The following is a 24,065-nucleotide window of genomic DNA, read 5'->3' as shown; positions in this document are numbered from 1 at the left end:
AGGGGGATGGGCCAAACTTCCGATCGGCGCGCGCGCATTCTCCTGATCAATCCGAACAGTTCCGTGGCGACCACAGCGATGATGGTCGCCATCGCGAAGTCGGCCGCCGTCGACGGCTTCGACATCGACGGCGCGACCGCAACGCGCGCGCCGCAAATGATCGTGACGCCGGATGCGCTGGATGCAGCTTCCACCGAAGTTCTCGAGATCGCGCAGTCGAACCGGCATGCATGCAACGGTATCATCGTCGCGGCGTTCGGCGATCCCGGATTGGCCGGGATCAAGGCCGCGATAGAACGGCCGGCGGTCGGCATCGGCGAGTCCTCGATGTTGGCAGCCGCCGAGAACGGCCGCCGCTTCGGCGTGGCGACCACGACGCCGCTGCTGGAGGCGAAGATCAACGCCTTGCCGGACGCGCTGGGGCTGCGATCGTATTACACCGGCGTCCGCTTCGCGGAGGGCGATCCGCAGGAGCTGATGCGCGATCCGGCGCGGCTGCGCGCCGCACTCGCCGGCGCGGTCGAGGCCTGCATCGCGCAGGATGGCGCGGAGGCGGTCATCATCGGTGGCGGGCCGCTGGGCGACGTCGCGCGCGAGCTTCAGCCGATGTTCACCGTGCCGGTGATCGCGCCGATCCCGTCTGCCGTGGCGCGGATTATTCGCCTCCTCACGGCGCGCGCGCCCGACTGAAATTCCGGCCCGCGGGAACGGTCGTCGCCACTAGCGTTCTTGCCCTTGACGGCCTCGGTTAAAGTGACGAAGCAGAACCATCGGACCTGCCGATCCGCGCTTGGGCACGCGGGCATGGAGACGCTGCATGTCGTTCAAGAAGCTCCTGATCGCCAATCGCGGCGAGATCGCCATCCGCATCGCGCGTGCGGCGGCGGACGCGGGGATCGCGACGGTCGCGATCCATACCGCGGACGATGCGCTGTCGCTGCATGTGCGGGTTGCCGACGAGGCGGTCGAAATTGCCGGCCGCGGCGCGCGGGCCTATCTCGACATCGAGGCCGTGGTGAAGGCGGCGAAGAGCGCAGGCTGCGACGCCATGCATCCCGGCTACGGCTTCCTCAGCGAGAACGCTGCGTTTGCGAAGGCCTGCGCCGATGCAGGCATCGCCTTCGTCGGGCCGAAGCCGGCGGCGCTCGAACTGTTCGGCGACAAGGTGGCGGCACGTCAGCTGGCAAAGCGCTGCGGCGTGCCGATCATCGCCGGCACCAGCGGGCCGTCCTCGCTGGAGGACATCACGGCGTTCTTCACCTCGCTCGGCAGCAACGCGGCGATCGTGATCAAGGCGATGGCCGGCGGCGGCGGCCGCGGCATGCGCGTGGTCGAGCGCGCTGCCGATCTCGCGGAGGCCTACACGCGCTGCCAGTCCGAGGCCAAGGCCGCGTTCGGCTTCCACGGCGTCTATGCCGAACGGCTGATCCGGCGGGCGCGCCATATCGAGGTGCAGATCATCGGCGACCGCCATGGCGCGATCTCTCACCTTTGGGAACGCGAATGCTCAATTCAGCGCCGGCACCAGAAGCTGATCGAGGTAGCGCCGAGCCCGTCGCTCAGCGACGGCTTGCGTGGCCGGATCATCGAAGCGGCCAAGCAACTCGCCGCGGCCGCGTCCTACGACAATCTCGGCACGTTCGAGTTCCTGGTTGACGGCACTGCCGAAGACAGTTTTGCCTTCATCGAGGCCAACCCGCGGCTTCAGGTAGAGCACACCGTGACGGAAGAGGTGCTCGGCCTCGATCTCGTCCGCGCCCAACTCGCGGTCGCTGGCGGTGCCTCGCTTGCCTCGCTCGGCCTGGCGCAAGCTTCGATCCCGAAACCGCGCGGCTACGCCATGCAGTTGCGCGTCAACATGGAGACGCTGGACGAGCTGGGGGCGACGCACCCGACCGGCGGCGTACTTGCCGTGTTCGAGCCGCCGTCAGGTCCCGGCGTCCGCGTCGACAGTTTTGGGTATGCCGGCTACAAGACCAGCGCCGCCTTCGACTCGCTGCTGGCAAAGGTCATCGTGCATACGCCCGGTGAAGCCTGGCACGAGGTCGTTGCCAAGGCTTCGCGTGCCTTGCGCGAGTTTCGGATCGACGGCGTCATCACCAACATCGCCTTCCTCCAGGCCGTGCTGGCGCATCCCGACTTCAGGGCCAACCGCATCGCGACAGACTTCATCGATCGCAATATCGCGAAGCTCGTGGTGGCCGCTGATTGCGCTGCAAAGCCGCTGTATTTTGCCGCGAGCGAGCGAAGCGTCGGCCAAGACACCGACGCACACGTCGCGCAGGTAGTTCCTGAAGGCGCCGTGATGGTCGCAGCGCCCTTGCAGGGAACCATCGTCACCATCCAGGTGAAGGAAGGCGAGGTCGTGCGCCCGGGCCAGCAGCTCGCCGTGATCGAGTCCATGAAAATGGAGCATCTCGTCATGGCCGAGCAGGGCGGACGCGTCATGAAGCTCGTCGCCGGCGACAGTGTCACGCTGATGCATGGCGAGCCGATCATGTATCTGGAGCCGCTCGACGTTGCGGCGGACGCGTCGGCAACGGAAACCGATGTCGATCTCGACCACATCCGTCCCGATCTCGCCGAACTGATCGCGCGCCAGGCCAACACGCTCGACGAAAATCGCCCGGCCTCGGTCGAGCGCCGCCGCAACACCAATCAGCGCACCGCACGGGAGAATGTCGCGCAGCTCATCGACGATGGCTCGTTCATGGAGTACGGCAGCCTTGCGATCGCGGCGCAGCGGCGCCGGCGCAAGCTCGACGATCTCGTCAAGAACACGCCGGCCGACGGCCTCGTCATGGGCGTCGCGACCGTCAACGCCGGGAAGTTCGGTCCCGAAGGCGGGCGCTGCATCGTCGTGGCCTATGACTACACCGTGCTCGCGGGCACGCAGGGCCACATGAATCACAAGAAGATCGACCGCATGCTGACGCTCGCGGAAGACTGGCGCGTGCCGCTGGTGTTCTATGCCGAAGGCGGCGGCGGCCGGCCCGGCGATACCGACCGGCTCGGCATGACCGGGCTCGATGGTCCGTCCTTCGTGCAGTTCGCGAGGCTCTCGGGTCTGGTGCCGGTCATCGGCGTGGTCTCCGGCTATTGCTTCGCCGGCAATGCCGCGATGCTCGGCTGCTGCGATGTCATCATCGCGACCAAAAACGCCTCGATCGGCATGGGTGGCCCCGCGATGATCGAGGGCGGCGGGCTCGGCGTCTATCATCCGGCCGAGGTCGGTCCTGTTACGTTCCAGTCGCCGAACGGCGTCATCGATATCCTCGTCGAGGACGAGGAGGAGGCGACGCGTGTTGCGCAAAAATATCTGTCCTATTTCCAGGGCGCGGTGACGGAGTGGCAGGCCGCCGACCAGCGGCTGCTGCGCCGCGCGATCCCCGAGAACCGCCTGCGGGTCTATGACATCCGCAGCGTGATCGATCTCGTCGCGGACAAGGAGTCCGTGCTGGAGCTGCGCCGCGACTACGGTGTCGGCATGATCACCGCGCTGATCCGCATCGAGGGCAAACCGTTCGGCCTGATCGCCAACAATCCACGCCATCTCGGCGGTGCGATCGACGCCGATGCCGGCGACAAGGCCGCGCGCTTCCTCCAGCTCTGCGACGCCTTCGATCTGCCGATCGTCTCGTTGTGCGACACGCCCGGCTTCATGGTTGGCCCGGAAGCCGAGAAGACCGCGATCGTGCGCCACGTCTCGCGGATGTTCGTGACAGGCGCGAGCCTGACAGTGCCGCTGTTCGGCATCGTGCTGCGCAAGGGCTATGGGCTCGGGGCGCAGTCGATGATCGGCGGCGGCTTCCACGCCTCGTTCTTCACCGCGGCCTGGCCGACCGGCGAGTTCGGCGGCATGGGCCTGGAGGGTTACGTCCGCCTCGGCTTCCGCAAGGAAATGGAGGCGATCGCTGACCCCGTCGAGCGCGAGACTTATTATCGCAACAAGGTCGCCGAGCTCTATGCCAACGGCAAGGCTGTCTCGATCGCCTCCGTGTTCGAGATCGACAACGTCATCGACCCCTCTGAGACGCGGCGGTGGATCATGGCGGGCCTGCGCTCGGTGCCGAAGCCGCCGGCGCGGACTGGGAAGAAGCGGCCCTGCATCGATACGTGGTGAGGGCGGTGCAGCAATTCTGATTGCGCTTCGCCGCGTTCCCGGTTCCCGATTGACATCCCCGCCTGCGGTGCCAGACTTTGCACAATAATACAGGGTGGAGACGTCCGCGATGGCCAGCCTTTCGGCCTCGAACCATGTCGCCCGCGTCTTGTCCGTCGCCAATCACGTGGCCGACGTCGATGCCTCTTCGCGTATTGCCAATTCCTGGCGGCGCTGCCTGGTCAGCCACAAGCTCGATCCCGCCCGTCAGGGGCCGCCGCAGACGCTGACCGAAGTCGAGATTCGTCGCGTCGCCGAACCCATGGAGGAGACGATCCGGCTCGTAACACCGGAGCTCGACGACCTCGCCCGTGTGCTGCGCGATGCCGGCTATTGCGTCAATCTGGCAGACGTGAACGCAACCATGCTGTTCAGCCGTCTGCCCGGCGAGGCCGACGCAAGACTGTTCATGGACTGGAAGATCTACACCGGCTCCAATTTTTCCGAGGCCTTCGAAGGCACCAACGGGCTCGGCACCGCACTCGCCGAGCAGAAGCCGATCCTGGTGCATCGCGACGAGCATTTTCGCGCGCAGTGGCACATGTTCTCCTGCGCCGTGACGCCGCTGTTCGACCAGGCCGGACGGCTCGCAGGCGCCGTCAACATCACCTCCTGCCGCGAGGACCTCGAACGCACCGCGCATCAGCTTGCGCTGGCGGTGACGATGGAGGCGACGCGGCGCATGGAGGGGGCGATCTTCCGCGGTCATTTCCGCAACGCCTGGATCGCGACCGTCCCGGGCGACGGCGGCAGCGGCCTGCTCGCCTATGACGACGATCGCCGCATTGTCGGCGCCTGCCGTTCGGCGCGCGCACTGCTGGGTCTCACGGATGGCTTGATCGCAGCCGGCATCGATCTGTTGCGCTACGTCAAATTCGACCATCCCGCCGCGCGCGACGCAGACGATCTCGTCGAGCTGCGCCGGGCCGATGGCACTCCGTTGGGGCATGGCCATGTCGCGCCGCCGCTGCGACCACGGCCGTCCACGCAGCGTCGTGACGCTCCTGTGGACCGGTTCGACGCGCTGCACCGGCTCGCCGGTCGCGATCCCGGACTGATCAAGAGTGTAAAGCGGCTCAGAAGCATCGGCGATCACAATCTGCCGGTGCTGCTACATGGTGAGACCGGCGTCGGCAAGGATGTGTTCGCTCGTGCCATTCACGCAGCCGGCAATCGCGCACGCCACAACTATGTCGCGCTGAACTGCGCGGCGATGCCGGAAAGCCTGATCGATGCCGAGCTGTTCGGCTACGAGGCCGGCGCCTTCACCGGCGCACGCCGCGACGGCTCGAAGGGCCTGATCGTGCAGGCCGACGGCGGCACGCTGTTCCTGGACGAGATCGGCGACATGCCGATCGCGCTGCAGACGCGGCTGTTGCGCGTGCTGGAGAACCGCGAAGTCTGGCCGCTCGGCGCGCTGAAGCCCGTGCCGGTCGACATTCGCCTGATCAGCGCCACCCATCGCGATCTCGGCCGCATGGCCGAGGAGGGCGCCTTCCGCACCGACCTCTATTTCCGTCTGCGCGGCATGGAGGTGCGGCTGCCGGCCTTGCGCGAGCGCGCCGACCGCGACGACGTCATCCGCCAGATCGCGCGCGAGGAAGCGCCGAACTGCTCCCTCTCGGACGAGGCCTGGGCGCAGCTCGCGGCCTATCCCTATCCCGGCAACATGCGCCAGCTCCGCCACGTGCTGCGGCTCGCCGGCTGCACGGCGGAGGACGGCGTGATTGCCGATGCCGATCTCGACCTGCCGCCGTTTGGCGGAAGGGCGGCGGAGCCGGATCTGGCAGCGGCCGAACGCGCCACGATCGTAGAGGCGCTACGCAAGCATGGCGGCCATGTGACCGAAGCGGCGCGCGCGCTGAAGCTGAGCCGTGCCACGCTGTATCGGAAGATCAAGCAGTTGAAGATCGAGACGGCGCAGTAGCCCTCAGCTGCGTGCGGCGCCACCTTCTCCCGCAAGGGGAGAAGGGAACGGTAGCGAACTCGCCGCCGCTGCCTTACGAAAAATCACTCCAGCTCAGATGCCGGGAATCGAGATCTCCGACTGTGACTGTCCCACGGATTTCGCGCGGTGCGTGGAAGCTGCTGCGCAGATACACGAGCGGCGCCGCGCCGTCGGAATGCGATGCGCCGCGCACCTCGCCGACGAAGATCGAATGCGTCGTCGTCTCGAATTCCTGGGCCAGCACGCAGTCGAACGCGGCGACCGCATCGCTCAGCACCGGCGCGCCGGTCACCCCGCGCGTCCACTCCCCGAACGCAAAGCGATCGTCGCCATTGATGCCCTTCTGGCCACTGAAGGTCAGCGCCAGCGCCGCATGGTCCTCGTGCAGGAAGTTGATCGCGAACGCGCCTTCCTCGCGGATCCGCGCGTGCGCGCTGGCGTTGCGGTTGACGCAGACGATCAGGGATGGCGGATTGTCCGACAGCGAGCAGGCCGAGGTCACCGTCAGCCCCGTGCGCTTGCCGTGCTCGGCCCCCACCGTCACCAGCGCGACCGCGCCGGCGCACTGGCGCATCGCCTGCTTGAAATCCTTGGCGTCGAAAGCACTGGCGTCCACCGTCACGCGGAAATCTCCGAAATGGATGCGGGTGCGGCACGATCGCGCCGCACCCGCGTCGGGTCAAGCCGCCTTCTTCGCGGAGCCGAGATGCTTCAGGCGCGGCATCACCTCGTTCCTCAGCAGCGACAGCGAGTGATGCCAGGCTTCAGCCTTGTGCTTGTAGTCGAAGCCGAACACCAGCAGCACGCCGAAGCCGCCGACCTCCTCGTAGATCTTCTCGATTTTCTCGGCGACGGTCGCGGGCGAGCCGACGATCCAGTTCCGCTTGGCGCAATATTCGACGGTGACGTCGCTATCGGGCACGTCGGGCGCGTGCTTCAGATAGTCCTTGAAGCCGAAATGCCCGAGCAGCGGCAGGAAGTACTCGCCCATCATCCGCCCCATCATGTCGCCGGTCGAGAGCTTCCACGCCTCCTCGTCGGAGTCGGCGACGAACACTTCGCGCACCAGCCGCCAATCCGCGCGATCCGGCTTGCGCCCGGTCTTGGTGGCACCGGCCACAACCGAATCCCAATGACTGCCGACATAGGCCGGGTTCAGGTTGAGGCTCATCGGGATGAAGCCGCGCTCGCCGGCGAGCTTCAGCGTGTCCGAGTTCTTCGAGAGCCCGGCGACGCCGATCGGCGGATGCGGCGTCTGCAACGGCTTGATGTGCGGCTTGAGGAAGTCGAACATCGTGTCCGGCTTGGTCACCGTCCAGAATTTGCCCTTGTAGGTCCAGGGCGCGGGATCGCTCCACATCTTCAGAATGATCTCGAGCGCCTCGCGCGTCATGTCGCGGTTCTGTCCGCTCATGCCGTCGACGTTGAACATGGCCCAGTCGCTCGGCAGGCCACTGGCTGCGACGCCGAAATTGAGCCGGCCCCCGGAGAGATGATCGAGCATCGCGACGCGGTTGGCGAGCTCGGCCGGGTGGTGATAGGGCAGCAGGAAGCCGCCCGGTCCGATGCGAATATTCTTGGTCTGCATCAGGGCCTGTGCAATCAGCAGATCCGGCGTGGGATTGGGTTCCCACGGAGCGGTATGGTGCTCGCCGACCCAGGCCTCCTGATAGCCGAGCTCGTCGAGCCAGCGCATGACCTGCAGGTCCCAATCGTTCCCTTCCTTCAGGCCGCACTCCGGCGGGTGCGAAGGCATCGTGAAATAGCCGATCTCCATGGTTTCCTCTCCACAATTGACGCGTCTTGTTGCGCGGTTCACGGATGTGAGCAGGGTTGCTTGAGCAAGCGGTGTGCCACCGCTCCGCAAGCGGTGTGCCAGCACTACAGCGTCTCAGACCTGCGAGAAAACGCTGGTTCGCGGCGGCAATAGCCGATATCCCGGGGCGAATTTGCCGGATGTCGTCTCATTGTCGCGAGACGGCGTCTTGCCGGTGAGACGAGGACGAGAACCGAGATGACCGAACCCGCTTACGTCGCGGTGGACTGGGGCACCAGCAGCTTCCGGCTCTGGTTGATCGATCGTACCGGCGTGGTGCTGGCCGAACGCCGCAGCGATGAGGGCATGCTGGCGGCGGCAAAGACCGGTTTCGCGGTCGTGCTGCAATCGCATCTTGCCGCCGTCGAAGCACCAGCTCAACTGCCGGTTCTGGTCTGCGGCATGGCCGGCGCCAAGACGGGCTGGGTCGAGGCCGGCTATGTCGACACGCCGGCACCACTCTCCGCCGTTCTGAAGCAGGCCGCGCGCGTGCCGGGCGAAGCACGCGACATCCGCATCCTGCCGGGTATCGCGCAGCGCGATCCAAGAGCGCCGGACGTGATGCGCGGCGAGGAGACGCAATTGCTCGGCGCGCTCGGGCTCGATGCCGCCGGCGAAGCGCTGGTCTGCATGCCCGGCACGCATTCGAAATGGGTGCGCCTGAAGGACGGCACCGTCGCGCGTTTCTCCACCTTCATGACCGGCGAGCTCTTCAGCGTCGTCTCGCGCGAGACGATTTTGTCGCTTGCGGTTGCCGGGGCCGATGACGCCGAGGATGTCGCGAGCTTCCAGGCAGCGGTGAAGTCTGCGTATGAAGCGCCGGCCTTTGCAGCCAACCTTCTGTTCACCGCGCGGTCGCGGCAGTTGCTGTTCGGCGGCACGCCAGCTGCCGCGCGCGAAACGCTGTCGGGCACCTTGATCGGCATCGAGCTGGCCGCGGGGCTGTCTGGCGCCGTGCCGAAAGCAGGCATTACCTTGATTGCCTCGGGGCGGCTCGCGACGCTGTACCGGCTGGCTTTCGGCGCGCTGTCGGTCACTGTGAACCCGGTCGATGCCGATGAAGCGGTCCGCCGCGGTCTGTCGATGGCGGCTGCCGCGATCTGGATGAAATGAGAGGACTGTCGAGATGAGCGTTCCCTTTCCGGCGATGAAGCGGCCACTGGTCGCGATCCTGCGCGGCGTGAAGCCCGAGGAGACGCAGGCCATCGTCGGCGTGCTGATCGAAGCCGGCATGACTGCGATCGAGATCCCGCTGAACTCGCCGGACCCGTTCCGCTCCATCGCAACGGCCGTGAAACAGGCGCCGGCGGGCGTGCTGATCGGCGCCGGCACGGTGCTGACCACCGCAGATGTCGATCGGCTCAACGATGTCGGCGGCAAGCTGATGGTCTCGCCGAATGTGGATACACAGGTGCTTACGCGTGCACATCAGTACGCCATGGTGACGTTGCCGGGCGTGTTCTCGCCGACCGAGGCGCTGCATGCCGCGCGCTCCGGCGCCTCGGGCCTGAAATTCTTTCCGGCCAGCGTGCTCGGTGCATCCGGCATCGCCGCGATTCGCGCCGTGCTGCCGGCCGGCGTGATGATCGCCGCCGTCGGCGGCGTCTCCGACCAGAATTTTGCGGAATATATCAACGGTGGCGTGACGGCGTTCGGGCTCGGCTCCAGCCTCTACAAGCCCGGCATGTCGGCGGCTGATGTCGCCGCGCGCGCAAAGTTGACGATTGCGGCCTACGATCGGGCGATTGCGAAAGACTGAGCCCGCAATAAACCAGCCGTGATGCGGTCACGGTCGCGCGTTATCCTATCTTGCCGAAGAAGCGAGATCAGGAGACCGACATGGCGATCAACAACGTGGCCGATCTGTTCGTGGCAACGCTCGAACAGGCCGGCGTCAAGCGCATCTACGGCATCGTCGGCGACAGCCTGAATGCGCTGACCGAAGCGCTGCGGCGGCGCGGCACGATCGAGTGGATCCATGTCCGGCACGAGGAGGTTGCGGCCTTCGCCGCTGCCGGGGAAGCGGAGATGACGGGGAGCCTTGCGGTGTGCGCGGGCTCGTGTGGTCCCGGCAATCTGCATCTCATCAACGGCCTGTTCGACGCACATCGCAGCCGCGTTCCGGTGCTGGCGATCGCCGCGCAAATCCCGACCGCCGAGATCGGCAGCGGCTATTTCCAGGAGACCCATCCGCAAAACCTGTTCCGCGAGTGCAGCCATTATTGCGAGCTGGTCTCCGATCCGAGCCAGCTGCCTTACGTGCTGGAAAACGCCATCCGCGCGGCGGTGGGCATGCGCGGCGTTTCCGTCGTCGCCATGCCCGGCGACGTCGCCTTCCGTAGCCCACCCAAGCGCGCGCTGTCGACGGCGCGTGGCCTTGCGCTGTCGGCGCCGAAGGTCGTGCCGCAGGCCGATGAGCTGAAGGCGCTCGCGGACCTCTTGAATGGCGCCGAGCGCATCACCTTGTTCTGCGGTCGCGGCTGCGCCGGCGCGCATGCGCCGTTGATGCAGCTTGCGGAAGCTTTGAAGAGCCCGATCGTGCATGCGCTGGGCGGCAAGGAGCATGTCGAATACGACAATCCCTACGATGTCGGCATGACCGGCTTCATCGGCCTCTCCTCGGGCTATGCGGCCATGCACGCCTGCGACGCGCTCGTGATGCTCGGGACCGATTTTCCCTACAAGCAGTTCTTCCCGACCGACGCGAAGATCGCGCAGATCGACATCCGTCCGGAAAATCTCGGGCGCCGCTGCAAGCTCGATCTCGGCCTGGTCGGCGACGTCAAGCTCACCCTCGAGGCGCTGCTGCCGCTGCTGAAATCCAAGACGCAGCGCAAGCACCTCGACGATGCGATCGCGCATTACAAGAAGGCGCGCGAGGGCCTCAACTCGCTCGCCAAGGGCACGCCGGGCAGCAAACCGATCCATCCGCAATACCTGGCAAAGGTCATCAGCGACCATGCGAGCGATGATGCGGTGTTCACCGCCGATGTCGGCACGCCGACGGTGTGGGCCGCGCGCTATCTCGAGATGAACGGCCGCCGCCGGCTGATCGGCTCGTTCGTGCACGGCTCGATGGCCAACGCCATGCCGCAGGCGATCGGCGCGCAGGCCGCGCAGCCCGGCCGTCAGGTGATCTCGCTCTCGGGCGACGGCGGCTTCACGATGCTGATGGGCGATCTGATCACGCTGACGCAGATGAAGCTACCGGTGAAGGTGGTCATCTTCAACAACGGCGTGCTCGGCTTCGTCGCACTGGAGATGAAGGCGGCCGGCTTCGTCGACACCAATGTCGATCTGGAGAATCCGGACTTCGCGGCGATGGCGCGCGCCATGGGCATCTTTGCGCGGCGCGTCGAGGATCCCGGCGAACTCTCGGGGGCGGTGAAGGAGATGCTGGCCCACAACGGGCCGGCGCTGCTCGACGTCGTCACCGCGAAGCAGGAGCTGTCGATGCCGCCGACCATCACGCCCGAGCAGATCAAAGGCTTCAGCCTCTGGGTCTTGCGCGCGGTGATGAATGGCCGCGGCGACGAGGTCGTCGATCTCGCCAAGACCAATTTGCTGCCGCGCTAGCCGCGCTTGACCGACGGCACGGGCAGCCGCTCATGGCGGCGCTGGAAGCGTTGCCAGTGCAGCACGATGCCGATTAGCAGTGCCGGCACGAAGCCGAGCGCGATCAGGAAATGCGGCAGCTGCGCCGGTGAGATGAACGCAATGCCGATGTCGGAGATCAGCCAGAGCGCTGCGAACATCACCGCGAAATCCAGGCGCGGGCAGCGCAGATAGTAGAACACGGCGGTGATGACGATGGCGGGTCCGATGGCAATGCCAATCATCACCGCGGTCAGCTCCTTCGGCGTCAGCGCGTCGAGCACCATCGCCGCCAGCAGCCAGAGCGCGGCGAACATGGCGATGATGTCGAGCGGATGCCGCAACCCAATACCTCTCGCGGGAACGCGCTATCGTTGTGGCCCAGACCTTGGCCGTCAAGGGAAAATGCGCCTATTCCTCGTCGTTTCCGGGCGTCGGCCGCAGCATGAAATGGCCGAAGGCGGTGGCGATCGGCTTGTTCGCATCGTCCTGCCAGGCCCGCGCCTCGAAGGCGACAATGCGCCGGCCCTGCTTCACGATCGAAACGTTGGCGAACGTGTCGAGCGCGCGGCCCGAGCGCAGATAGTTGACGGTGAGTCCGATCGGCTTGGGCAGTGCGGCGACGCCGAGCTCGCGCGCCACTCCGAAGATCGCGGCGGTCTCGAGGAAGGCGCCGGTCATGCCGCCATGAATCGCGGGCAGGATCGGGTTGCCGATGATCTTGGGCGAGAACGGCATCGTCAGTGTGTCGTCGTCGTTGACGCGAATGCCGAGGCAGCGCGCGAACGGACTGTTGGCGAACGGGCCTTCCGGATCGTCCGGCGCCTCCAGCGTCGGGATGTCGAGCGAGTCCATCCTGCGATCCGCGAGCATGTTGGTGCGGTTGGCGCCGATCATGAAGCAGGCGGTCGCGGTCGCGACCGGATCGTCCTCGGACTCCTGATAGGCAGTGGAGCGCACGAAGGCGATCGAACGCGTGGTGCGATAGCAGACCGAATGCGCCTTGATGTCGAGTCCGGGCGTTGCCGGCTTCTGATAGTCGATGCGCAGATCGAGCGTCGCGATGGCGCTCGTGCCGTCGAGCGCGAGCTGCACAGCCATGCCGCAGCTCTCGTCCAGCATCGCGGTGACGACCCCGCCATGCAGGACGCCGGTCTCGGTGTCGCCGACGAAGACAGGCCGGTAGGGCAGGCTGGACCAGGCCTCGCGAGGTGCGAAGCGATTGAGCTGGAGCCCGCTGATACGGCCGTAATCGGAGCGGCGGCCCTGGATGGCCTCGGCGAGGTCCTCGAACGAAAGTGTGGTCGGTGAGCTGGACATGAGGACGTTCTAGACCAGTGGCGGGCGCGGCGCAAAACCCCGGATGCGCGTCCGGCGGCAGGCGCCGGGGGCGGTTTGGCCTCGACAGGGCGGGCCGAAGCAACGATGGTGGGCGCTTCGTTCGTCCGACTAGCCGCAAGGAGTGCCCATGGCCGATTCCGAAACGCCCGCCACCAGCCAGGGGCCCGTCATCATTTCGACCTCGAGCTCGGAGCGGGCGCCGATCATCTATTTCGACGGCGCATCCTGCTTCGGCCACCACAACGGCGCGATTCAGATCGAACTTGCGGCGAACCTGTTGATGCCGGTCGGCGCCGCCGTCAGGGTCGACGTGGTCCAGACCGCGCATCTGCGCTGCAGCGTGGCCGCGGCGCTGGCGCTGCGCGAAGCGCTCGAAAAGGCGCTGGCGATGTACCAGCAGGGCCAGCAGCAGCCCCGGCCGGAAGAAATTCCGACCGTGAAGAACTGAGATCCGCTATGGAGGTTGGCTCGCGCGCTTGGCCTTATGGTTCGAGACGACCGCTTCGCGGTCTCCTCACCATGAGGGTCTGACATTTCGCCTCGCCGCTAAACCAGACCTCATCCTGAGGAGCCCGCAACGCGGGCGTCTCGAAGGATGGCCGCGGGGACGTGAACTCTCGTCAAGGCGAATAGCTCCGCTTCAGCTCACATGCACCTTCGGCTTCCTGCCGTCGTTCCACTTGCCGTCGAGCGCGCGCTCGATCTGGGCGGCGAGTTGCAGCAGGAGGCCGTCATTGGCCTGTTTCGCAATCGCCTGGATGCCGAGCGGCAGGCCGTGGTTCTGCGTGGCCATCGGCATCGAGATCGCGGGCATGCCGCAGAGATTGGCGAGCGGCGTGAAGGCGAAGAAGCGCCAGAGATTGCCGAACCAGTCGAGCACGTCGGGGTTGTCGGAGATGGTGAGATATTCCCTGGTGCCGACCTTCGGCGTCGGCAGCGCGGTGATCGGGGTCAGGATCACGTCCCACTGCTCGAAGAAGGCGCCGAAGGCGCGCGAGGTCGTGTTGAACGCGCCTTGCATCTTCGCCCGCTCGGCGAAGCTCGTGTGCCGGCCGGCTTCCCAGATCCGGATATTCATCGGCTCGATGAGATCTTCCGGCGGCCGTTCCAGCCCGCGCGCGGCGAGCATGTTGGAGATCACCACGGCAAAATTCGAGATGTAGCAGGTGGTCTGCGCCTCGAACGCGGCGCGGAAGTCGACTTCGGGCAAGGCGTGGTCGACGTGATGGCCGAGGCCCTCGAGGAAGCGGCCGGCCTTCGCCAGTTCGGCTGCGATCTCGGGCGTCGCGGTGTAGTCGCCCCAGCTGTGCGACAGCGCGATGCGAAGTTTTGACGGATCGCGCTTGATCATCTCGGAATATGGCTGCGCGGTGGTCCAGAACGGCATGAACTCGCCGGGCGCCGCTCCCCTTGCGTGATCGACGAAGGCGGCGGTGTCGCGCACCGAGCGCGACTGGCAGCCCTGGATGGAGACGAGGCCGGTGAGATCCGACATGTGCGGTGCCAGCGAGAACACGCCGCGCGAGACTTTCAGGCCGATATTGCCGTTGACGCCGGCGGGAATGCGGATCGAGCCGCCGCCGTCGGTCGCATGCGCGATCGGCACCACGCCGGCGGCGACCATTGCGGCGCTGCCGGCCGACGAGCCGCAGGTGGTGTAGTCGGTATCCCAGGGATTGCGCGTGACATAGACGGCCGGATTGTCGGCCGAGCTGCAGACGCCGAATTCCGGCGTCGTGGTGCGTCCGATCAGGTTCAGGCCGGCCTGGCGGAATTTGCCGGTCAGGAACGTGTCGGCGCTGGCGCGATTGCCGCGCATCAGCAGCGAGCCCATCTCCTGGAGCCGGCCCTTCATGGTCGGGCCGAGGTCCTTCATCAGGAAGGGCAGGCCTGCGAACGGGCCGGCGAGATTGGCGCCGTCCTTGGCCGGATCGGCGATCACGTCATCGAACAACTCGACCACGCCCGACAGTGCCGGATTGACCTTGGCAACCCCTGCAGCGGCCTGGCGCGCCAACTCCTTTGCCGTGAGCTCGCCCTTGCGGACGCGCGCGGCCAGCCCGACGCCATCATGCTGCGCCCATTCGTTCCAGCTCATCGGAAAAGTCATGCGATCCAAACCTCTTCGTGCGGCGCCATCTTAGTTTCGCACGGGAACACTTTAATCAACTGAGCGGCGCGAAGGGCAGGGTTGCGCCGGATGGAGAGGTAATCCCGCATTGCATGCGCGCGCATCAATTCGAGAGCTTTGCGATCACCGCGACCGGCCCGCCGCCGGCGGGGCCCTGATGCTCGGCGCCGCCGGAGACGTAGACCGCCCCGATGCCGGCGAGGCCGGCAATCAGGCCGCCGACGGCAGCCCGTGCGTGGCGCGTCGAGCTGATATCGGTATCTTCCAGCATGGTGTGGCGGAAGCCGCGCACGTTGCCATCAGGCGAGGCCTCGGCCTTGGCGAAGATGTTGACGAGCTCGCGGCCGGTCGTCGTCTGCGGCGCGGCACGGAGCCCAACGCTCTCCAGTGCCGCAAGCACTGCGGTGGCGTCGATCGCATCGCCCATCACGGCATGCCCGATCTCGAATTCGCTCGTTGAGGACATCGAATTGCCGAGCACGATGACGACGTTGTGCATCAGCTCGATCCCGGACGAGGTCGAGGCGACGTTCGAGAACAGATCGTAGCGGCGCAGCACGTCCGCGTCGCGTATGTCGGTTGCGATCTCGCCGAGCGCGACCGCAACGCCAAGCGCGGAAGCGCCGCGGGAATAGGCCATCGAACTGTAGGCGCTGATCGTCGCCGTCTTGTGGCCGCGCGCATTCGCCGCTTCGACGCGCTCGCTGGTGAGCAGCGGGCACTTGATCTGCACGAAATGGACGTCGGCGGGATCGGCGATGCCGCCATCTGCCATCGCGGCCTTCACGGCCTTGGCTGTCTCCGTGATCTGAGCGGAGCGGCCGAGCTCTTCCGGGAGAAAATCCCGCGTGTGCGCCATGCCGATGCTTAGCCGCTTGCCGGAGATGCCTGCCGGGCGCTGCGGGACTTCCCGGCGCGTGAACACCGTGATGTGCGGGCTGAGCACGCCCTCGGTGCCACCGGACATCACGAAAGCGATGCGTTGCTCGACCTCCTGCGGCAACAGGCCGAGCCGCGGCGCCAGCGCCGTGCACAGCGCGGCGACGGCATATTCCCGGGTAAAGTCGTTGACGCCGCCATTGCCTTCGGTCTTGCCGAGGATCGCCAGGATGGATGCCGGATCGATCGCGCCGGAGCCGATCATGCTGATCAATCCGGAGACGTCGCCGGGGCCTTTGGTGGCGACCTTGAAGACGCCGACCGATGTCGTCCGCATGATAGTCCTCACATGGGTTCAGGAGCCCGGCCGACAAAACAGCCGCTGAACCGCGGCGCCTGTCAAGGTGTCCTCCTCGTCGTCCTGGCGAAAGCCAGGACCCATTACCCCATGGGGGAGTTTGGCGAAGGCTCGTCGTTCGGTATTGATACCGCCCACAATCGATGAATTCCGCGGTATGGGTCCTGGCTTTCGCCAGGACGACGGCGGAAGATGTGCGTCGTCTTCCCCGCTCCCACGATTGTGGCGAGATCGCATCGGCTCAACAAAAAATCCCTTGTCGACGGCCGTGCGTCGCACCTTGATGAATCAACCCTGATTGGTCCATAAGCGGCGTCCCGCAGCCGGTGGTTCGCCTCCGCGATGCGTGCTTGGATAGAGGGGTTCTCGCGTGGCAAATATCAACCAGAAAATTGCGCAGGAGCTTGGAGTTCGGGCGGAGCAGGTCGAGGCGACAGTGGCTCTGCTCGACGGCGGCGCCACGGTTCCCTTCATCGCCCGGTACCGCAAGGAAGCGACCGGTGCGCTCGACGACGCGCAATTGCGCACGCTGGAGGAGCGACTGGGTTACCTGCGCGAGCTCGAGGACCGCCGCAAGGCCATCCTCGATTCGGTCCGCGAGCAGGGCAAGCTCGATGCCGCGCTGGAAGCCTCCATTCTCGCCGCCGACAGCAAGGCGCGCCTCGAAGACATCTATCTGCCGTTCAAGCCGAAGCGCCGCACCAAGGCGGAGATCGCCAGGGAAGCCGGCCTCGAGCCGCTCGCCAATCAGCTCATGGCCGAGCCCACCAACGATCCGAAGGTCGTTGCCGAAGCCTTCGTCAATGCCGAGAAGGGCGTTGCCGATGCCGCTGCGGCACTCGACGGCGCCCGCGCCATCCTGGTCGAGCGTTTCGACGAAGACGCCGACCTGATCGGTGCGCTTCGCGAGGAGGTGTGGACCAATGCGCGCATGGCCTCCAAGGTGCGCGACGGCAAGAAAACCGAGGGCGAAAAGTTTGCCGACTATTTCGAGTTCTCCGAGCCGCTGACCAAGCTGCCCTCGCACCGCATCCTCGCGATGTTCCGCGGCGAGAAGGAAGAAATCCTCGATCTCCAGATCCAGGCCGAGGCCGAAGCATCGCCCCCGGGCGTGCCGAGTGTGTATGAATTGAAGATCATGAAGCGGTTCGGCATCGCCGACCTCAAGCGCGCCGGCGACCGCTGGATGATCGACACCGTGCGCTGGGCCTGGCGCACCAAGATCCAGGTGCATCTCAACATCGACCTGCGCATGCGGTTGTGGAATGCCGCCGAGACCGAGGCCGTGCGCGTGTTCGCCTCGAACCTGCGCGACCTCCTGCTGGCCGCGCCGGCCGGCACCCGCGTCACCATGGGCCTCGATCCCGGCTTCCGTACCGGCGTCAAGGTCGCCGTCACCGACGCAACCGGCAAGGTAGTGGATACCGCCGTGATCTACCCGCACGAGCCGCAGCGGCAGTGGAACGAGGCGCTTGCGATCCTCGGCAAGCTCGCGCTGAAACATCGCGTCGAGCTGATCGCGATCGGCAACGGCACCGCCTCCCGCGAGACCGACAAGCTCGCGGCCGACCTCGTCAAGGGCCTGCCTGACTTGAAGATGACCAAGATCGTGGTGTCGGAAGCTGGCGCGTCGGTCTATTCGGCCTCGGCTTTCGCCTCGGAGGAGTTGCCTGATCTCGACGTCACCCTGCGCGGGGCGGTGTCCATCGCGCGGCGGCTTCAGGATCCGCTCGCCGAGCTCGTCAAGATCGAGCCCAAGGCGATCGGCGTCGGCCAGTACCAGCACGACCTCGGCCAGGCCAAGCTCGCCAAATCGCTCGACGCGGTGGTCGAAGACTGCGTGAACGCCGTCGGCGTCGACGTCAACACCGCGTCCGCTCCGCTGCTCGCGCGCGTGTCGGGCGTCGGCTCCGGCCTTGCCTCCAGCATCGTGGCACACCGCGACGCCAACGGTCCGTTCAAGTCGCGCAAGGCGCTGAAGGACGTGCCGCGACTCGGCCCCAAGGCGTTCGAGCAGTGCGCGGGCTTCCTGCGCATCCTCGGCGGCGAGGACCCGCTCGACGCCTCCGGCGTGCATCCGGAAGCCTATCCGGTGGTGCGCCGGATTCTCAGCGCCACCAAGAGCGACATCAAGGCGCTGATCGGCAGCAGCGACATCGTTCGCACGCTGAAGCCGAAAGACTTCGTGGACGAGACGTTCGGTCTGCCGACCGTCACCGACATCCTGCGGGAGCTCGAGAAACCCGGCCGCGACCCGCGTCCGGCGTTCAAGGCAGCAGTGTTCATGGACGGCGTCGAGGAGATCAAGCACCTCAAGAAGGGCATGATCCTCGAGGGCACCGTGACCAACGTCGCCGCGTTCGGCGCCTTCGTCGATATCGGCGTGCACCAGGACGGGCTCGTGCACATCTCGGCGATGTCCAGGACCTACATCAAGGATCCGCGCGAGGTGGTGAAGCCCGGCGACATCGTCAAGGTCAAGGTGCTGGACTTCGAGGTCGCGCGCAAGCGCATCTCGCTGACACTGCGGCTCGACGACGAGGTCGGCGCCAAGAAGGACGCGCCCGGCATGCAGCGGGACAACAGCCCACGCAACCCCTCCCGCATGACGTCGTCGGCCCCGCGCCAGCAGGAGTCTTCCGGCGGCGGCGGTGCGCTCGCCGAAGCGCTGCGCCGCGCGGCCGAGAAGAACGGCGGCAAGCGGGCGTAGCTTCTAACCTGTCCCCGCTCTTCTGCGGGGAGAGGTCGGAATTCGCGCGAAGCGCGGATTCCGGGTGAGGGCCGAGCCTCCGCTGATCGCACTGGTCGATGTATGGAGAGCTCTATCCAATCGTCATTGCGAGCGCAGCGAAGCAATCCAGAATCGTTTCGCGGCGGGACTCTGGATTGCTTCGTCGCTTCGCTCCTCGCAATGACGAGGAGAGATTCGGGACGCCTCCTAACTTCCGCGTCAGAATCTGGCGCGTTTGTAAGTTGAAGGTGCCGGTCCCTTGCTTTCATCTGAGCCTCCTCGCGCGGCAGGTATCGCTGCGCAGCACGGAGGACGCTTCGATGGACAACAGGATTCTGAAAGGCCTCACCGCGGTGTCGATCGCCGCGGTGATGGCGCTCGCTTCGCCTGTGCTCGCCCGTGGCGGCGGTGGAGGCGGTGGCCACGGCGGTGGTGGTTTCGGCGGCGGAGGTCATGGCGGCTTTGGTGGCGGCGGGCATTTCGGTGGTGGTGGCATGCACGCGGGAGGCTTCGGCGGTGGCATGCACGCCGGTGGCTTCGGCGGCATGCACGTTGGTGGCATGGGTGGCGCCCGTTTCGCCCATGTTGGCGGACCCGGCTTCGGCGGCGCCCGCTTCGCACATGCGGCGATCGGGCCGCGCTTCGCTGGCTCCGGCTGGCACGGCAGGCCCTTCATTGGTCGCCATGCCTTCTTCCGGCACCACCATCGCTTCTTCTTCGGAGCACCTTTCATCTATGCCGGCTACAATGACGGCTGCTGGCGCAGGAGCTTGACGCCCTATGGGTGGCAATGGGTCAATGTGTGCGGAGACTCTTGGTACTAGCATCGCCGTACCGCACCATTGTCGCGATCGTCATCGGACGGTTCCGCTCAGCCCCGGAACGGGATAGTCTGGTGGCGATCGTCGCGCGGAGTTTGTCATGACCGGAGCTCACCGCCGCATTCTGGTCGTCGAGGACGATGCGGAAACCGCAGGCCAGCTCGTCGAGGAGCTGACGACCTCCGGCTACGATGTCGATCTCGCCGCCACGGGGCGCGAAGCCCTCAGCCGCGGCGCCGCGCGCGACTATGCCGTCATCACCATCGACCGCATGCTGCCCGACATCGACGGCATCAGCGTGATGCGCCAGTTGCGTGACGACGGCATCGCCGCACCGTTCCTGATCATCTCCGCACTTGGCGAAGTCGACGACCGCGTGCGCGGCTTGCGCGCCGGCGGCGACGATTACCTCGTCAAGCCGTTCTCTTTCACCGAGTTGCTGGCGCGGCTGGAGGCACTCGGCCGGCGCAGTGACACCGTCGCCAAGGAGACGATCCTGCGGATCGGAGATCTCGCCATCGACCTGATCGCACGCAGCGCGAGCCGCCGCGGCCGGAAGATTCCGCTATTGCCGCGGGAATTCCAGCTGCTCGAATATCTGGTCCGCAACGAGGGCCGCGTCGTCTCGCGTGCGATGCTGCTCCAGCATGTCTGGGATTTGCACTTCGATCCCTCCACCAACATCATCGACGTCTATGTCGGGCGCGTCCGTCGCAAGGTCGATGGTGCCCAGGCCTATCCGCTGATCCACACCATCCGCGGCATCGGATATTGTCTCCGTGCTCCTGGCTAAAACGCTCCGCTCCTCGACCTTCCGCCTTGCGCTGATCGCGATCGCAGCGTTTGGGCTGATCGTCGCGGCAATCATGGCGTATGTCTATTTCGGTACGATCGCCTATGTGCGGAGCCGGGTCGGCGATGCCGGCGATCACGGCGGCTTCACCGCGATGATCGAGCTCGCAATGGCTGCGGTAGCCGTGCTGATGCTGGTGCTCGCCGGGCTCGCCGCGGTGCTGGTGACGCGCCGCACGGTCGGGCGAATCGAGGAGATCAACGCCACCAGCCGCGCCATCATGATGTCGGGCCTCGACCAGCGCATTCCCTTGCGCGGCAGCCACGACGAGTGGGACCGCGTCGCCGAAAACCTCAACCAGATGCTCGACCGCATCGAGACGCTGATGGGCGAGGTCAAGCAGGTCAGCGACAACGTCGCCCATGATTTGCGCACGCCGCTGACGCGCATGCGGGGTCGGCTGGAAAAAGCTTATCACGCCTCGCGCAATGACGAGGCCGACGCGGCGCTGATCGGCGACACCATCGCCGATCTCGACGCCGTGCTCGGCATGTTTGCCTCCATCACCCGCATTTCCGAGATCGAGACCCGAGCCCGCCGCAGCGCGTTTCGCAAGCTCAATCTCACTGAGGTCGCCGGCGAGGTCGTCGAGCTCTACGATGCCGCCGCCGAACAGGTCGCGACCCGGCTCAGCCTGGGCGGCGATCGCGAGGTGGCGATCACGGGCGACCGCGACCTGCTGTTCGACGCCTTCGCCAATCTCGTCGACAACGCGATCAAGCACGGCTGCAAAGGCGGGCAGGTGACCGTCACCTGCCGCAGCACCGACCGTGGCGCGACGATCGCGGTCGCCGACGATGGACCGGGCATTCCGGCGGATCAGCGCGATCACGTGTTCAAGCGTTTCTACCGGCTCGAACAGAGCCGCTACACGCCGGGTAACGGCCTTGGCTTAAGCCTGGTCGCCGCGGTCGCCGGCCTCCATGGCGCCGAGATTGCCCTGCACGACAACGCGCCGGGCCTGACGGTTCAGCTCAGCTTCCCGCTGCTCCCGCTCTAGAGTTCGATCACGCCGCGGCGGGCCGCATGTGCCACCGCGTCGGTGCGGCCGGTGGCGTCGAGCTTGTCGAGCAGCGAGCCGACATGGAATTTCACGGTGTGGACGGAAATGCCGAGCTGACGCGCGATCATCTTGTTGGAGCCACCTTCCGCCATCAACGCCAGTACATCGAGCTCGCGCTGTGTCAGCGCGATGTCCTCAGGCATGATGCGCGGATCGCGAGTGACGATCGTCGCGGCGGCCTTCTCGCCGGGTTCGGCGAGGCGAAGCCCGGCGATATTGCCGAGCAGAGCCGCCAGGCGATCGGCGAGGGCGGGATCGTCGATCTCCAGGGCCAGAACGATCTCGGGCGCGATATCCTCGCTCACGCCGCCGGCCTCTCGCCGATCGTGACCTTGAAGCTGACGGGCTCTCCGCCGCGGCGCGCCGCGACATCGACCACCGTGCCGACACTCGCCGGACCCAGCGTCCGCGACAGCGCGCGCACGCCGGACAGTTTCTGGTCGTTGACCGCGACGATGACGTCGCCCTGGCGGATGCCGGCCGCGGCCGAAGGGCCGGCCTTGTCGACATTCATCACCATCGCGCCGACGCCGTCGTCGAGCCGGACCGGCTGCAGCCCGAGGCCAAGATATCCGCGTGCGATGCGGCCGCGGGCCTCTAACTGAGCCGCGACCCGCTCGATCGTCGCCGTCGGGATCACCAGCACACGCCTCGGGCCGAGCACGGCCATGCCGAAGGCTTCGCCCGATGCATCGAGCGCGAGGCCGCCCTGCTGGCTGGAGCGCAAGCGGACGTCGAGCTCGATCCGCGCGTCGATGTCGCCGCCGCGCAAGGAGCGCCAGCTCTTGCCGGACAGCGACACCATGCCGAGCGCGGCGCTCGACGCATCGCGGTTGGTGGCGACGACGACCGACAACGCGCCGAGGGGCGGCACCGTTGTGGCCAGCTTGACCGGAGCAATCGCCGTATCGGCGCGCAGCAGCGCGATATCGGTGGTGTGGTCACGGCCCGCGATCGTGGCAGCCACCTGGCTGCCGTCGGGGAGGCCGATCGCGACGTCCCCCTCGTCAGCCAGCGCCTCGTCGGCGGTGACGATCAGGCCGGGTTTCCAGACGAAGCCGGTGGCGCGAGAGCGATGCGAATGCACGGCGAGGACGGACGGCGCAGTGCGCGCGACCAAATCCGCGAGCGCGGACGAAAGCGAGGACAGGGGAGTTGAGTCGGTCATGGCAGGCTCCTGTAAGCTGTCCTCAATCTGGGATGTCGCGGGCGATCGCGTAACTGGCCGCATGGCCAGGAAATAGGCAGGGAAGCTGGTCCGTAAGACCACGGCCGACGAACATGTGATTGGAGCCGCTCACGGGAAAGTGTAGCAATCGGCTCGACCTTGTGCCGTACGGCCTCGAGCCGTTTTTTGCGAGCCCTGATTGATGACCATCGACCTCACACGCCGCACCCTGCTTCAACTCGCGGGCGTCTCCTCGCTTGCAATGGCGGCCGCGGGCGCGGCGCGCGCCGAGGGCACACCGCAGGGCGGCGGGCCGACCTATGCCAGCCGCACCCCGATGCGGGTCGGCATGGTGACGCTCCGGGTGAAAAATCTCGACAAGGTTGCGGACTACTACCGCGACGTCATCGGGCTCACTGTGATGGAACGCTCGGCGAGCGCCGCCAAGCTTGGCACGGCCGGCATCGCGCTGCTGGTGCTGGAGGCCCGTCCTGATGCCGAGATCGAACCACGCAACGCCGCGGGCCTTTACCACACCGCCTTCCTGATGCCGACCCGCAAGGACCTTGCGCGCTGGCTGGTAGCAGCGGCCTCGCATCGTGTGCCGCTGTCGGGCTTTGCCGATCACCTCGTCAGCGAATCCGTCTATCTCGACGATCCCGAAGGCAACGGCATCGAGGTCTATGCCGACCGCGATCCCTCGCAATGGCAGTGGAGCGAGGGCAGCGTGAAGATGGCGTCCGACGAGCTCAACATCCCCGATCTGCTGTCGCTGACCAATGCGCGTGTGCCTGATTATGCCAAGGCGCCGGACGGAATGCGCATCGGCCACATGCATCTGCGCGTCGGCGACCTCGCGCAGGCCGAGCGCTTCTATCACGGTGCCATCGGCCTGGACCCGACCCGCAGCCGCAACGGTGCCGCGTTCCTGTCGTCGGGGCGCTATCATCATCACCTCGGCATGAACGTCTGGCAGAGCCAGGGCGCCGGCCAGCGCGACGATCAGGCAACAGGGCTCGCCTGGTTCTCGCTGGTGACGGAGAAGCCGGACCTGCTTGCCGCGCAGGACGAGCGCCTGCGCAAGGGCGGCGCGAAAGTCACGGCGCTGGCCAATGGCGTCGAGGCGATCGATCCCTGGGGCACGCGGGTGCGGCTGATCAGGGTTTGATCGCCGGCGCCAGCGTTGGTATGACCGGTCAG

Annotated in this window: 20 protein-coding genes; 12 read left to right on the top strand and 8 right to left on the bottom strand. The window is 66.3% G+C overall.

Annotated elements, in window-relative coordinates; genetic code table 11:
* Positions 1–6 precede the first annotated feature (6 nt).
* The 3 genes from BRA471DRAFT_RS31165 to BRA471DRAFT_RS31155 all read left to right on the top strand — a co-directional run bounded on the left by BRA471DRAFT_RS31165 (position 7) and on the right by BRA471DRAFT_RS31155 (position 6,089).
* Entirely contained in the window at positions 7–690 is a 684-nt protein-coding gene (locus BRA471DRAFT_RS31165; RefSeq protein WP_007614600.1) for an aspartate/glutamate racemase family protein, read from the top strand.
* A 127-nt stretch (positions 691–817) separates the two neighbouring features.
* Positions 818–4,123, top strand: a complete 3,306-nt coding sequence (locus BRA471DRAFT_RS31160) for a carboxyl transferase domain-containing protein (RefSeq protein ID WP_007614598.1) — start codon at positions 818–820, stop codon at positions 4,121–4,123.
* A 109-nt stretch (positions 4,124–4,232) separates the two neighbouring features.
* On the top strand, positions 4,233–6,089 hold the full coding sequence (locus tag BRA471DRAFT_RS31155) for a sigma-54-dependent Fis family transcriptional regulator (RefSeq protein ID WP_007614596.1): 1,857 nt from the start codon (positions 4,233–4,235) through the stop codon (positions 6,087–6,089).
* A gap of 73 nt (positions 6,090–6,162) precedes the next feature.
* Here the strand turns inward: BRA471DRAFT_RS31155 and BRA471DRAFT_RS31150 are convergent, their stop codons facing one another.
* Together BRA471DRAFT_RS31150 and BRA471DRAFT_RS31145 are read right to left on the bottom strand one after the other, a co-directional pair.
* Entirely contained in the window at positions 6,163–6,732 is a 570-nt protein-coding gene (locus BRA471DRAFT_RS31150; protein WP_007614594.1) for a flavin reductase family protein, read from the bottom strand.
* Between the two features lie 57 nt (positions 6,733–6,789).
* Positions 6,790–7,887, bottom strand: a complete 1,098-nt coding sequence (locus BRA471DRAFT_RS31145; RefSeq protein WP_007614592.1) for an LLM class flavin-dependent oxidoreductase — start codon at positions 7,885–7,887, stop codon at positions 6,790–6,792.
* Positions 7,888–8,124: 237 nt separating this feature from the next.
* Between BRA471DRAFT_RS31145 and BRA471DRAFT_RS31140 the strand changes: the two genes are divergently transcribed.
* The 3 genes from BRA471DRAFT_RS31140 to poxB all read left to right on the top strand — a co-directional run bounded on the left by BRA471DRAFT_RS31140 (position 8,125) and on the right by poxB (position 11,502).
* On the top strand, positions 8,125–9,039 hold the full coding sequence (locus BRA471DRAFT_RS31140) for a 2-dehydro-3-deoxygalactonokinase (RefSeq protein ID WP_007614591.1): 915 nt from the start codon (positions 8,125–8,127) through the stop codon (positions 9,037–9,039).
* 13 nt (positions 9,040–9,052) lie between these two features.
* Positions 9,053–9,685 (top strand): 2-dehydro-3-deoxy-6-phosphogalactonate aldolase, encoded by a 633-nt coding sequence (locus tag BRA471DRAFT_RS31135; RefSeq protein WP_007614589.1) that lies wholly within the window; start codon positions 9,053–9,055, stop codon positions 9,683–9,685.
* Between the two features lie 80 nt (positions 9,686–9,765).
* The gene (poxB, locus tag BRA471DRAFT_RS31130) at positions 9,766–11,502 is read left to right on the top strand and encodes a ubiquinone-dependent pyruvate dehydrogenase (RefSeq protein ID WP_007614587.1); all 1,737 of its coding nucleotides are present in this window, start codon (positions 9,766–9,768) and stop codon (positions 11,500–11,502) included.
* Here poxB and BRA471DRAFT_RS31125 read toward each other — a convergent pair.
* Both BRA471DRAFT_RS31125 and BRA471DRAFT_RS31120 read right to left on the bottom strand, forming a co-directional pair.
* Positions 11,499–11,864 (bottom strand): hypothetical protein, encoded by a 366-nt coding sequence (locus BRA471DRAFT_RS31125; RefSeq protein WP_007614586.1) that lies wholly within the window; start codon positions 11,862–11,864, stop codon positions 11,499–11,501. The two genes, poxB and BRA471DRAFT_RS31125, sit on opposite strands and share 4 nt — an antisense overlap.
* 67 nt (positions 11,865–11,931) lie before the next feature.
* A complete protein-coding gene (locus BRA471DRAFT_RS31120) occupies positions 11,932–12,840 on the bottom strand; it encodes a PaaI family thioesterase (RefSeq protein ID WP_007614585.1) in 909 nt (302 codons plus the stop codon).
* 148 nt (positions 12,841–12,988) lie between these two features.
* Between BRA471DRAFT_RS31120 and BRA471DRAFT_RS31115 the strand changes: the two genes are divergently transcribed.
* Complete coding sequence (locus tag BRA471DRAFT_RS31115) at positions 12,989–13,309, top strand: hypothetical protein (protein ID WP_007614584.1); 321 nt, start codon at positions 12,989–12,991, stop codon at positions 13,307–13,309.
* Positions 13,310–13,501: 192 nt separating this feature from the next.
* On the opposite strand, the gene BRA471DRAFT_RS31110 is transcribed toward BRA471DRAFT_RS31115, so the two are convergent.
* On the bottom strand, positions 13,502–14,971 hold the full coding sequence (locus tag BRA471DRAFT_RS31110) for an amidase (RefSeq protein ID WP_007614579.1): 1,470 nt from the start codon (positions 14,969–14,971) through the stop codon (positions 13,502–13,504).
* A 124-nt stretch (positions 14,972–15,095) separates the two neighbouring features.
* Positions 15,096–16,208 (bottom strand): ring-opening amidohydrolase, encoded by a 1,113-nt coding sequence (locus BRA471DRAFT_RS31105; protein ID WP_007614577.1) that lies wholly within the window; start codon positions 16,206–16,208, stop codon positions 15,096–15,098.
* Between the two features lie 391 nt (positions 16,209–16,599).
* Here BRA471DRAFT_RS31105 and BRA471DRAFT_RS31100 point away from each other — a divergent pair, with 391 nt between their 5' ends.
* From BRA471DRAFT_RS31100 to BRA471DRAFT_RS31085, 4 genes are all read left to right on the top strand, one after another.
* Positions 16,600–18,939, top strand: coding sequence for a Tex family protein (locus tag BRA471DRAFT_RS31100; protein WP_007614575.1), 2,340 nt, complete (start codon positions 16,600–16,602; stop codon positions 18,937–18,939).
* 341 nt (positions 18,940–19,280) lie between these two features.
* Positions 19,281–19,784 (top strand): hypothetical protein, encoded by a 504-nt coding sequence (locus BRA471DRAFT_RS31095; RefSeq protein ID WP_007614573.1) that lies wholly within the window; start codon positions 19,281–19,283, stop codon positions 19,782–19,784.
* Between the two features lie 97 nt (positions 19,785–19,881).
* Complete coding sequence (locus BRA471DRAFT_RS31090) at positions 19,882–20,574, top strand: response regulator transcription factor (RefSeq protein WP_007614572.1); 693 nt, start codon at positions 19,882–19,884, stop codon at positions 20,572–20,574.
* The gene (locus tag BRA471DRAFT_RS31085; protein WP_007614570.1) at positions 20,561–21,634 is read left to right on the top strand and encodes a HAMP domain-containing sensor histidine kinase; all 1,074 of its coding nucleotides are present in this window, start codon (positions 20,561–20,563) and stop codon (positions 21,632–21,634) included. Before BRA471DRAFT_RS31090 ends, BRA471DRAFT_RS31085 begins: the two co-directional genes overlap by 14 nt.
* Here BRA471DRAFT_RS31085 and BRA471DRAFT_RS31080 read toward each other — a convergent pair.
* Both BRA471DRAFT_RS31080 and BRA471DRAFT_RS31075 read right to left on the bottom strand, forming a co-directional pair.
* Positions 21,631–22,002, bottom strand: a complete 372-nt coding sequence (locus BRA471DRAFT_RS31080) for a response regulator transcription factor (RefSeq protein WP_007614569.1) — start codon at positions 22,000–22,002, stop codon at positions 21,631–21,633. The two genes, BRA471DRAFT_RS31085 and BRA471DRAFT_RS31080, sit on opposite strands and share 4 nt — an antisense overlap.
* Positions 21,999–22,865 (bottom strand): S1C family serine protease, encoded by an 867-nt coding sequence (locus BRA471DRAFT_RS31075; protein ID WP_007614567.1) that lies wholly within the window; start codon positions 22,863–22,865, stop codon positions 21,999–22,001. Before BRA471DRAFT_RS31075 ends, BRA471DRAFT_RS31080 begins: the two co-directional genes overlap by 4 nt.
* Positions 22,866–23,067: 202 nt before the next feature.
* Between BRA471DRAFT_RS31075 and BRA471DRAFT_RS31070 the strand changes: the two genes are divergently transcribed.
* Entirely contained in the window at positions 23,068–24,033 is a 966-nt protein-coding gene (locus tag BRA471DRAFT_RS31070) for a VOC family protein (RefSeq protein WP_007614565.1), read from the top strand.
* Positions 24,034–24,065: the final 32 nt, after the last annotated feature.

Origin of the sequence: Bradyrhizobium sp. WSM471, from assembly GCF_000244915.1 — a bacterium.
GTDB lineage: Bacteria > Pseudomonadota > Alphaproteobacteria > Rhizobiales > Xanthobacteraceae > Bradyrhizobium.
Note: the sequence above shows the minus strand (reverse complement) of the source record. Positions and strands in the feature narration are given on the sequence as shown.